This is a genomic window from Methanosaeta sp. UBA356 (genome assembly GCF_002496465.1).
GTDB lineage: Archaea > Halobacteriota > Methanosarcinia > Methanotrichales > Methanotrichaceae > Methanothrix > Methanothrix soehngenii.
The window spans coordinates 4,862-5,394 of sequence record NZ_DAKC01000095.1; the positions used below are offsets into that span (position 1 = coordinate 4,862).

The 533-nt window shown below is 56.1% G+C and carries 1 pseudogene; it reads left to right on the forward strand.

Annotated elements, in window-relative coordinates:
- A pseudogene (locus BP727_RS08810) lies at window positions 1-533 on the forward strand (beta-CASP ribonuclease aCPSF1); the annotation flags it as partial.

Here is a 533-nt window from a genome sequence, read left to right on the forward strand (position 1 = left end):
AATGTGGCCTTTACTGGAGACTATAAGTTCGAGAGAACCAGGCTCTTCGATCCGGCGGTCTGCAACTTCCCCCGCCTGGAGACCCTGGTGACCGAGGCCACCTACGGGGGGACGAACAGCATCCAACCCTCTCGCAAGGAGGCGGAGGTCAATCTGATCAAAGTGGTAAAGGAGACCATCAACCGGGGCGGCAAGGTTGTAATCCCCGCTTTCTCTGTTGGCCGCAGCCAGGAGGTGATGGTGGTCTTAGAGGAGGCGATCAGAAAGAAGGTGATCGATGAGGTGCCGGTCTGCCTGGACGGCATGATCTACGAGGCCACCGCCATTCATACTACATACCCGGAGTACCTCAATAACGATCTTCGGGATCTTATATTCCATAAAGGAATCAATCCATTCCTAGCGGAGTGCTTTGTCCAGGTGGAGTCTCCCAAGCAGAGGACGGAGATAGTCGAAGGGCCGCCTTGCGTTATACTGGCGACGAGCGGCATGCTCAATGGCGGACCGGTGATCGAGTATCTCAAGCGCCTGGG